Annotated in this window: 1 protein-coding gene and 1 other RNA gene; both read left to right on the forward strand. The window is 60.7% G+C overall.

All coding sequences use genetic code 11. The features are described from left to right. The first annotated feature begins 203 nt into the window (after positions 1 to 203). Positions 204 to 12,011 carry a Spy0128 family protein gene (locus DXC18_RS10050; RefSeq protein ID WP_199412259.1) on the forward strand — a complete coding sequence of 3,936 codons (11,808 nt, stop codon included), beginning with the start codon at positions 204 to 206 and terminating at the stop codon, positions 12,009 to 12,011. 94 nt (positions 12,012 to 12,105) lie between these two features. After that, positions 12,106 to 12,201, forward strand: an RNA gene (gene ffs, locus DXC18_RS10055) — signal recognition particle sRNA small type. Positions 12,202 to 12,288: the final 87 nt, after the last annotated feature.

Raw genomic sequence — 12,288 nt, forward strand, 5'->3', positions numbered from 1 at the left:
ATCGAAATTTATCGATGGCCTATTTCAGACTGTAATGGGCGTATATTTGCATCGATGGGGACGACACACATATATAGCGAGCCGCTGCTTGACGTCCTCATGGATTGGGGAGGGCCTTCATGAATCGCGTGTGTGCGAGAGCTCGAGAAATGCTAAAGCCTTTTGGCAAGAAAACCAATACCGCAAAGCGTGTCCTGAGGGTTTTGGCCGTCCCGCTGGCGGCGTGCGCGCTCATGTTTGGCGCGACGAGTGCGTCGGCTGCCGTGGGCGACCATACCGTGCAGACGGTGAATCCCACCGGCACTACGGTCAATTTGTTCGACTATTGGGTCGTAAACGGCGACAACGATAGCTCGGCAAACATCAATAACGACAACGGCAATAACAACACTGGCATCAACAAAGATCACCAGCTCAAGTTCAATGGCGGCGCCGGATCGGGCATTAATAAATGGACGGGAAGAAGTGGCACCGGCGGCTTTGGACGTCTTTCATTTGTGAAGAACACACTGGTAGATGGCTATCCGTCAATCAATGCCGGCACCTATACCTCCTATGGCTTAAGTGATACGTACGCCGACGAGTCGCTGGCCTATCTCTTTAATAATGATAAGCAGAATGGTAAGGCCGTCTACAACAACGTGAAGGGCCTTTTCCAGCTTAAGGATGGCTATTACGTTTACGACTCGTATGGTTCTGACGGCAACTATGCCGTGTATAGCCCCGCGACGAACTCCTTTAATGTCTACGACTCCGCGGGCGTATACAAAGGAAGTTCTAATAGCGAAACCAATCTAGGCCAATTCTTCCCCTTTGACTCGGCCTACAAAGTTTTCGACGAACAGGGCAATAAGCTCTCGCCCAAAAAGATCGTTGACGGAAGCACGAACCTTAACCACCACTTTGGCATGTCCATGACCACGGAGTTTGTCCAGCCTAACGGTGGCAAGACCACCAAAGGCGAGGATATGGTCTTTGAGTTCTCGGGTGACGACGACGTCTGGGTGTACATCGATGGCGTACTCGTGGGCGATCTGGGTGGCATTCACGAGAAGGCGACGCTCAAGATCAACTTCGCTACCGGTGGCGTGCATGTTGGTCATATTGACAATGCAAATGATCCCGAACAGACAATTCAAGACACCACCATCAGGGCGATGTTCGAAGCCGCCGGTGCGGATACCACTAACTTCCGTGAGAACACCTTCCAGAACAGCACCAAGCATACGCTGAGCTTCTTCTATCTGGAGCGCGGCGCGGGTGCATCGAACATGTCGCTTAAGTTCAACCTCACCACCCTGCCGTCGTCCGAGGTCGCGAAGGTCGACCAAAACGGCGAGGCAGTCCAAGGCGCCAAGTTTGCGCTGTATCAGTCCGATGAAAGCTGGACCGTGCAGGACGGGGCTGAGGCCATCGCTCAAGGTACGACGGACGACAAGGGTCAGTTGGTGCTTCTGAAGTCGGACGGCTCCGTCCTTTCATTTGATAACCAGCATGCCGACGGGCACGACTACTTTGTACTCAAAGAGACAGGCCTGCCCGAGGGGTACCGCTCGAGCCTGACCTCGTCGACCACCGCAACGCCAGGCGAGCTGCACCTGCAGTACAAGCAAGCTGCGGCGAGTGGCTCGGGTGGTGCGGTGGTTGCACCGCAAACGACGGTCACCATGGCCGACGGCACAACGCAATGGACGGGCAGCCGCATGTGGCTGAACGGTGGCTATCTGGCTGCCAAGGAGACCATTTCTCTTAATAAAGAAACAAAAGACAATAAGAATAACCCAATTAGCTCGGGTACGACGTTTGCCGTCGTACTCAAGCTCACCGGTGCGAGCGAGGACCACACAAGCGAAGACGCGTGGACGGCGGTCACGGGCAACCCGCTCAATGGCTATAAGCTGTGCTCCGCGCACGGCATTGCCGGTGCGGTCGAGGCTGCCAAATCGGCGGACACGAGTGTCTTTGATGTTGATACCAAGGGCGACTACGTGGTGACGGTCAGGTCGCTGCCCGGAGATATCGAGAAGTACGCCGCCATGATGACGGACAAGTCGGAGGCGGAATATACCGTGGCGGTGTATCACACCACGGCATCGTCTCTGGCGGGGGCAACCATCGGCAACACATCTATGGTCAAATATCAAACGATAAACAGGCAGTTCTCTACGGTGATCCACCTCACCAACGTTCAGAACCGCCTGTTTGTGCAGAAGGTCGACGACCTGGACAAGCCCGTGAACGGCGCGACGTTTGAGCTGTACCAGGCCGAGGACGTTACCGGCGATAGCCCCAGCACGTATGCCATTGAAGCCGGCGCCACGCCGTATGACACCGTGCAGGCAAACGGCATGACCTATCCGTATGACATTGAGGGTGCTGCATGCTTCCCACTCAATTCGACAAAGCATGCACCCCTTATCAAGGGTACGTACTACCTGCGTGAGTCTGTAAGTCCAGATGGCCATGAGATTAACAACACCATCACCAAGGTAATCGTGGACGATTCGGGTGTGTATGTGGATGCCGGCAAGGAAGGCGACGGTGTGCGCAGCATGAGCGGCCCGGGTTCGCTGATTGCTTCCCTGGCGCAGTTTGGCTCTCCCGACTCCATCGACAACACGCTTACGCACATTAAGGGCAAGCTGCAGAGTGTGGCCGTTGACGCCAACGGAAACCTGACATGGGGCCAGACGTGCACTGCCCAAGGCGTGACGCCTTCTCTTGCGGGCAACTGGATGCATATGCGCTATGACAAGACGACGCAAGATACCAAGACCATCCTGCGCTATGTCGAGGACGGTGGCGACCGCAACGGCCAGCTGGCGACCATCTTTGCCGATACGGGCATCAACCGCATGGCTCTTTATCAAGACGATGATGCTACCAATGGCACCGATCTGGGCACGCTTCAGCTCAATCATCTCTTTACCACGGCAACGGCCGTGCAGTATACCGATCGTCGCGTGGCACGCCTGCAAGTGACTAAGACCGTGACGGCGGACAGTGGCCTTACCGCGCCTACCAAGGATTTTACGTTTAAGTTCACCCTGCCGGATTCCGAGGAGGGCTATGAGGCGCGCGTATTCGATGCGAATGGCAAGCCCGTGGGCAACTCCTTTACGCTCAAGAACGGCGGCACCCATTCCATCAAGGCTGGCGAGACCATCCGCGTATACGACCTTCAGAAGGACGACAACTATAGCGTGAGCGAGCTCACCACTAAGGGCGAGGAGTTCAGTGGCAATGTGCTGGCGAGCATCGTTAACACTGTGACCGGCTCTGCCGACGAGTCGGTGCTTCCGGCTGGCTTTAGCCTCGTGAGCCGCAAGGCCGGCGGCGAGGAGCAGTCCGGAACCGGCAACACCATCACGGGCAAGATCGTCGCGCTCGAGGACGGAAAGATTCCCGCGAGCAACAAGCTAGAGTTCACCAACAACTACAGTGTCAACCCCGTAAAGAATGGCCTAAGCGCCAAGAAGGTGCTCGAGGGCCGCAATTGGGCCGATGGCGATACCTTTACCGTGCAGCTTACGGCTAAGGACGGCGCCCCCATGCCCAATGGCGCCAAGGACGGGGTGGCGACGGTCGAGTTCACCAAGAATACCCAGAAGGCAACGTTTGGCGATATTACCTATACCAAGCCCGGCAAGTACGCCTATATCATCTCGGAGGTTATTCCCGGTTCCGATGCCAGGGCGGATGGCATAAGCTACTCTGCTGCTCGCTATACCGCGACGGTCGTGGTGGAGGACAACCAGGCTGGCGCTCTGGTCGTTAAGAGCGTGAAGGTGGTGCAGGAGTGCAACGACGCGCGCGTCGACACCAATACGGATGTTGCCGATAAGGTCGCAACCTTCACCAATCGCTACGATACACACGAAGCGAAGATTATCATCCATGCTCAAAAGATCCTGACCGACAACGCCGGGAGCTTTGCGCTCGCCCAGAACGCCTTTAGCTTTACGCTCGAGGGTATGGGCGGCTATGCGGACGACAATGCAACGTTCGATCCCGATAAGGTCGACACGAGCATCAAGGCTCCCATGCCCCAGGGCTCCGAGGACAATGCCGCAACCGTGGGCAACAACGCCGACGGCACGGTGACATGGCCGGCGATCTCCTATACCGCCAAGGCGGATGCGGGACGCGCCTACGTGTACAAGTTCGCTGAGAATCGCGGTAGCATTGCGGGCATGACCTACGACGGGTCGGTCTACTACGCCGTGGTGCGTAACGCCAAGAACGGCGCCGGCATCCAGACTTCGATCGAGTACTACAAGGTTGCAGAGGACGGCTCGGTAAAGCAGCTGGACATGAATGCCACACCTTCCTTTACCAATCTATATAGCGTTGAGCCCACGAGCGTGACCCTGCAGGGCCAAAAGACTGTGAGCGGTCGCGACTGGAATCAGGGCGAGAGCTATACCTTTAACCTCACTGCCGCTACGGATGATGCCAGTACGACCGGTTTGGGCAGGACCACAAAGCAGGCCGTGAAGGATGGGGCTGCTGCCGTTAACGCCAACCAGGCTGTCGCCAGTGCGCCCGAGTTGGGACGCGTGGCATCGTTCTCCTTTGGCACCGAAGCCGCCCCGACCGTGACGTTCAACCGCGCAGGCACCTTTACCTTCAACATCACCGAGAACGCCGCGCAGGATGGCCAGGCGGGCATGTCCATGGACAAACACACCGCACGCGCGACCGTCGTGGTGACCGACCTGGACAAGTCGGGCAACCACGCGGGCAAGCTACGCGTGTCGAGCGTGACCTACGCCAACACCGGTGCCCCCGATGTGGACAAGATCGTAACCGACAAGGCTGCCTTTACCAACGCGTACCATGCATCGGGCACCTTTGATGGCGTGACGGTGAGCAAGACCCTTGAGGGTCGCGCCTCTACCGCGGGCCAGTTTACCTTTGCCGTGACGGGCCTTTGGTACAACGGCGTTCAGACGTCGGTCGATGGCTCCGAGGCCAGCCTGTCCAATACGGCGGCGGGAGCCAGCGTGTCCGGTGCCGTGGTGGGCGCAAGTGGGCAAGAGAAGCTCTTTGCTCGTACGCTCACGGAGCAGGATCTGGGCCATACGTTTGTCTATCGCATCCAAGAGAACCAGCCTGAGGCTGCCGGCTACGCCTATGACACCGGCTATACCGGCGACGCCATCGTGCTCGTCAAGGTTCTTGCGCGCAAGAACGACCCTGCCAAGCTCTACACCGTGACGACTGTGCTCAAGGGCGCGGGTGTGACGGAGCTGCTGGGCGACGGCGCCGACGCGAGCGCGCTGACGGACGAAAAGATCGTCGAGCTCAAGCAAGATTCGCATACTTACGTGCAGCAGTACGATGCAAGTGAGGTCGGCGCCACGCCTGCCGTCTCGTTTGTGAACCGTTACACGGCAAGTCTCGACTATGGCGCCGCTGGCGGTTTGCAGATTGAGAAGACGTTGACGTATCCAAAGGACGCGACCATTTTTGGCTCGCCTAAGAGCACGTTCCGTTATATCGTCAAGCCTGCTGACGAGACATCTGCCAGCAAGGTTGGCATTTCCACGAATGGCAAGGTCTTTGAGACCGCAAATGTCGAGGCCAACGCTCCCAAGACCGTAAGTTTGGTACCTGCGGGTGGGCTGATCTTCACTCAGAATGATGCCGGCAAGACGTTCACCTATACGGTGAGCGAGATTGACGACAAAGCGACGGGCTATACGTACGACGAGACGGTCCATACGGTTAAGGCTGTCGTGGCGGATAACGGCGACGGTACGCTTAGGGTCACGACGTCGGTAAGCAAGCAGGTCGATGGCGAGGACGAGCTTGAGGGCCAGTGGATCTACCCGTCGAATGCGACATCTGCCGGTGTCGCGACGGTCAAATTCAAGAACACCTATACGGTCACCGAGGCGGCAACCTATACTCCGTCTGTGACAAAGGTGGTTGTCGGTGCCGATGCTCCGGACAAGTTCACCTTTGCCATGACCGCGGCTGACGATGCTACCAAGACTGCCATCAACGGCAAGCTCATCACCGGCTCTTCGATGAGCGCGGACAACGGCTATGCCGAGAAAAAGCAAACGACGGCGGCCCTCAAGGACGGGGAGCACGAAAAGATTGACTTTTCGAAGCTCACCTTCAACAAGCCGGGCACGTATATGTTTGCTATTAACGAGCTGGCCCCGAATGGCGGCCTCGGCGAGTGGACGTATGACACGCACACTTATGTCCTGACCATTACCGTAACCGATGAGGGCGGCAAGCTTGTGGCGCGTGCCGATGGCACGACCGGCTCGGAAGGCTTCATCTTTACCAATAGTTACCAAACTTCAACGAGCTACGAGCTCCAGGGCGGTCTTGAGATTGTCAAGACGCTCAACGGGCGCGACCTGCATGCTGGCATGTTCGGCTTTACGGTAACAGGCAAAGACAACGTCTCGACCGATAAGCTCAACAAGCTGCTGCGCGCAGATGAGGGCAAGCTCACTGTGACAAACGATGAGTCGCAGGCCGATGGCACGTCCCATACCGGCATTTTGGGTGGCCTGACCTTTGCGACGGAAGATGCAGACAAGACGTTCACCTACAAGATCGTCGAAAATGGCGGCGGCAAGCGCGGCTATACATACGACTCCACCTATTGGATGGTAGAGATTGCGGTTAAGAAGCGCCGCGACGGTTCGCTCTATACCGTGACCACGGTCAAGCACTATGACGCCAACGACGTTGAAAAGCCCCGCGATACGAAGACCTTTGGCCCCGAGAGCGGTACCGCCATGGCCCAGGTGTCCTTTACCAACAGCTACGCTGCGACCGGAAAATTCGACGGTCTTACTGCCGAGAAGGTGATGGACTCTGGCGATAAGATTGAGGCTGGCCAGTATACCTTTGACTTGTATGCCGAAAAGGCCGATGGATCGCTCAAAAAGATGGATGAGGGCACGAGCCAAGAAGGTGAGAACGGCAAAGCCACGGTCGACTTTGGTAAGGTTTACTTTAAGCTCGGCGATGCCACCAGCGGAACTGATGAGCAGACGATTGACCTTGCCGACGCCGTCAGCGATGGCGTTGCCACCAAGCGACACAATGCCGACCACACTACCACCTATAGCTTTAACCTAGTGGCAAAGGAGTGCTTGGCCAACCTGCCCGATGGTGTGCGTCCCGTGGATACGTCCGCGACGTGCCGCGTGCTGCTCGAGGTGACCGACCACAACGATGGCAGTCTGACGTCCAAGGTGACCTATCGCGATGGTACCGAGAAGGGCAAGATCGTCTTCCACAACACACGCGATAAGGTCAAGACGATCGGCACGGTCGCGAAGCCCGATGTGGACATCGACGGGCAGCTGCTTTCTGTGGGCGACTCCTACGTCTATACCATCAACTGGGTCAATACCGAGGCCGATACCGCCGGTAACCTGGTTCCGGCCAGCGTGACCGTGACCGACAAGCTTCCTGCCGGCGTCGTGTTCGAGGCCTTTGAGGGCGAGTGTGCCGATAAGGGCGCTGCGAGCGGTCAGTTGCTTGCCTGGAACCTGGGTGAGCAGCCTGCGGGCAGCCACGGTTTGGTGCGCGTGCGCGTCAAGATTACCGAGGACGCTGTGAAGGACGCCCAGGGTGCGGTCGGCACCGTTGAGAACAAAGCCACCGTAACGGTTGACAACAAGATCTATACCGGCACCACGACCAATTACGTGCCCAAGAAGTCCGAGAGCGATGCTCAGGATTCGACGGGGTCGGGTGTGGCGCTGGGCGACGAGCTCACCTACACCATCGGCTACAAGAACACTGAGGGCGTGTCTGCCACGGTGACGATCACCGATACCGTTCCCGCGGGAACCGAGTTCGTGGAGTTCGCCGGCGACCATAAGGATGCCGGCTCCAAGGACAATGACGGCAAGCTCACCTGGACGCTGGCGGACGTTCCCGCCGGCAAGGAGGGTACGGTTCAGTTTAAGGTCCGCGTGACCGAGGACGCGTTTAAGAGCGGTGGCGCTTCGGGCAATATTTCCAACCAGGCGTCGGTGACGGTCGGCAACAACCCTGCCGTCAAGACTAACACCACTACCGATGAGGTCTCTGACGGGCGCCTGACGTTGAGCAAGACGGTCACGGCCGCCGAAGGCATCACCGCGCCCAACAAGGCATTTACCTTTAAGGTACTGCTCTACCAGGCCGATGGCACAACGCCTCTGGCCGGCACCTTTGCGTACGCCGGTCGCCCCAGTGGCACCAATGGCACTTATGTAAGCGGACAGATCAAGAGCGGTGACACCATCACGCTTAAGGCCGGCGGCTCCGTCACGGTTACCTTGCCTGCGGGTGCTCACTACGAGGTGCGGGAGCTCAACTCCAAGGGTGAGCTCATGACGAGCGAAGACGGCTTTGCGGTTGTCGATAAGGCGAACCCCCAGAAGGGTACCGTCGGACAGGCGACGCAGGTGGGCTTCACCAACGTCTACAGCGTGGAGTCCACAAAGGTGGAAAACGCTTTTAAGGTGCAAGAGAAGATCTCCGGACGCAGCTGGATGACATCGGATGCCTTTACCATGACGCTGACTGCCCAAGGCGAGGCACCCATGCCCAAGGGCGCCAAGGACGGCGTGTCGACGATTGAGCTGCACAAGGATGCCCAGGTCGGCAACTTCGGTACCATCGAGTACGCCAAGCCCGGTACCTATACCTATGTGATTACCGAGCAGCCGGGTGACGAGGCAGCACTCACGTTCTCGAAGGCCACCTATCGTGTCACCGTCACGGTGACCGACGACGACGCCGGTAAGCTGTCTGCCAAGACCAAGATTGCACAGCTGACCGACGATGCGGGCGATGCTGCTGAGCGCACGGTTGAGGCGGCGGTCTTTACCAACACCGCCAAGACTGGCAGCCTCACCGTCAAGAAGACGGTCGTCGGCGGCGACAGCCAGCGAGAGTTCGGCTTTACGGTCGCGCTGACCGACGGGGACGGCGAGCCCGTCTCCGGCACCTTCGGCAAGGGCGAGCACGCCGTGACGTTCGCGGACGGCAAGGCGAACTTCACGCTTAAGGATGGCGGGGAGAAGATTATCTCCGGCCTACTCGTGGGCGCGCACTATACCGTGACCGAGGATGCCGCCGAGGGCTACGCGACCACGGCCGAGGGGGCCGAGGGCACCGTGACCGAGGCAGGCGCGACTGCAGCGTTCACCAACACGTACGGAACGGCCACCGAGGGCAGGGACGTCTCCACCGCGGGACTCTTCACCAAGACGCTCGAGGGCCGCGACTGGGCGGAGGGCGATAGCTTCCAGTTCACGCTCGCGGGCGAGGGCGGCGCTCCCATGCCCGAGGGCTCCGCCGACGGCTCCAAGACCGTCAGTGTGACGGCCGCCGCCGGCACCAAGGCGGGCGATAGGGTCGCCTTTGACTTCGGCTCCATCCGCTACACGCTCAATGACATCAAAGATGCCGGGTTCGCCGAGGTCGGCGGCAAGCGCGTGCGCGCCAAGACCTTCACCTACACGGTGCGCGAGGTCAGGCCCGATGACGGCTCCGCCATCGCCGGCGTGGCCTACGACGACCACGTCGCCACGATGACGGTGACCGTGACCGACGACGGCTCCGGCAACCTTACGGCCACGACGCCCGCGATCGCGCAGGCGAGCGGCGGCGACTTCGTCAACACCTACACGACCAAGCTCGACTACTCGGCCCGCGCGGGTGTGCGCCTGTCCAAGACGCTCTCCGGCCGCTCCATGGAGGCGGGGCAGTTCGCCTTCACCGTGACCGCCGACGCCGAGACGGCCGCCAAGCTCGGCCTCAAGACCGAAAAGGACGTCTACGCCGTGGCCGCGGCCGATGACGGTGCGGCCGACCTGGTCGACCTCATTGGCTGTGCTGCGGGCAGCGACGTGAAGTTTACCGACGCCGACGCGGACAAGACCTACAGCTTCACCGTCACCGAGACCAAGCTCGGCGGCGAGGGCTACACCAACGACACCGTGCCGCGCACGGTGACCATCGCGCCCAGCTACGACGCCGCGACGGGTAAGCTCACGGTCACGACCACGGTTGCCAAGGACGGTGTCGAGGTCGCCCGCAGCGAGGTCTCCACGGCAGATGACGCCATGGCGGCGCCCGCGCCCGTGACGGTCGCGTTCCAGAACTCCTACGAGGCCACCGGAACGCTCGGCGGCGAGGGCAACGTGGCCATCAACGCCACCAAGACGCTGACGGGCCGCGCCGCGGCGGCGGGCGAGTTCTCGTTCTCCGTCCGCGATGCCCAGGGCAATGTGGTCGCGACCGCGACCAACCGGGCCTCCGGCGACGGCGAGGCCGTGGGACTTTCGTTCTCGCCCATCTCCTACACCACCGACGCTCTCGAGCAGATGGTGGCGGACGGCATCGCCACCAGGGCCGCCGACGGCTCCTGGGTCATTCCCTATACCGTTTCCGAGGACGGTACGGACCGGCTGCCCGCGGGCGTGACGGCGGCCGTGTCGAGCTTCGGCATTACGGTCAAGGTGACCGATAACGGTAAGGGCGGGCTGGATGTGGCCGTGGTCTACCCCGAGGGCTCCGACGGCACGCTGTCGTTTGTGAACGGCTATAGCGCCGGCGAGGCGACGGTCGACATCGCGGGTGCCAAGACGCTGGCGCTCGGCCAGGCCGGACTCGGCCTCACGCAGGCTGACATTGCGGGCAGGTACGCCTTTAAGATTGAGCCGCTGGACGGCGCGCCCGCACTGGTCGACGCCTCCGGCAAGACGGTGACCGAGGCGACCAACGACGCCGCCGGCAACGTCGAGCTGGGCCATGTCACGTTTAAGCAGCCGAGCGATCTCGATGGCGTCGAGATCGACGGTGACGGCCTGCGCACCAAGACGTTTGCCTACCGGGTGAGCGAGTCCGGTTCGGTCGACGGCGTGGTCAATGACGCGACGGCGAGCAGGATCTTCACGGTCAAGGTGGTCGAGGACACCAATGCGGGCACGCTCGCCGCGGAGGTCCTGCCCGCAGAGGGCACGCCCGAGGGCAGGGGTGCGTTCGAGTTCACCAACACCTACGGCGTGAACCCGACGCCGAGCTCCGTCACCGACCAGATCAAGGTGAACAAGAAGCTTAAGGGCCGTGACCTGGCCGAGGGCGAGTTCGAGTTCCAGCTGATCAAGATTGCCGCCGACGGCAGCGAGAGCGTCGCGGCGACGGGCAAGAACGCCGCCGACGGCACGGTCGCGCTCGGCCCCGTCACCTACACCGCGCCCGGCGCGCACAGCTACGAGCTGCGCGAAGTCGCCGGCACGGCGGGCGGCGTGACATACGACAGGGCGACGTACCGAGTGCGCACGACGGTCACCGATGCCGGCAACGGCACGCTCGCAGTCAAGCACGAGCTCATGGATGCCGAGGGCAATGCCGCGAACGACACCTCGGTGACCTTCACCAACGGCTACGAGGCCGCACCCGTCACCCTCAAGCTGGGCGCCGCCAAGGTGATCGAGGGCGCCGAGCTCAAGGCTGGCCAGTTTAGCTTTGAGCTCAAGGGCCGGGACGGCAAGGTCATGTCGACCGCCAAGAATGCCGCCGATGGCAGCGTCACGTTCGATGCGCTGACCTTCAAGCAGGCTGGCACCTACACCTTCACGGTGAGCGAGGTCGACGACGGTCAGGCGCACGTGACCTACGACAAGGCGGCGCACAAGATCGTCGTCACGGTGAGCGACGAGGCGGCAGACGGCACCAAGACGGGCTATCTGTCGGCGAAGGTCTCCTACGAGGGCGACGCCAACGTGCCGCCAGTCTTCACCAATAGCTACGCCGAGGAGCCCGGCACCCCCGAGAACCCCGGCACGCCGGGCGGCGGCTCGGGCGGCGGTTCAGATAACGGCTCCGGCAGTGGCTCCAGCGGCGACGGCTCCAAGGGCGGCATGCCCGACACCGGCGACCGCAGCCTGCCGGTCGAGGCGCTCGCGGCCATGGCCGGCATCGGCGCGCTGACCGCAGCGGGCGGCGCGGTCCTGTACCGTAGGCGCCGCTAGCGATATGGACGAGTGGGGCGAATCCATCCGATGGGTTCGCCCCACTTGCCGTGACGGGCGGGAGCAGGTAAGATATACCGAGCGCCTAGCGCGTTCGATGGGTTCGGATGACGACATGTTCCGAATCTGGTCAGGTCCGGAAGGAAGCAGCCATAAGGAGCCTCTGTCGGGCATCCGAATCCATCGAGTGCGCAGGCGTTTTTTGGTGCCGCGGCTACCCGCGAGTGCCGGCAGGGCGCTTGGTGTCTCGCTGGTCCTCGGCTTCGCCTGCGGGATC

Origin of the sequence: Collinsella sp. OM08-14AT (assembly GCF_003438115.1) — a bacterium.
In the GTDB taxonomy this organism is placed as follows: Bacteria; Actinomycetota; Coriobacteriia; order Coriobacteriales; family Coriobacteriaceae; genus Collinsella.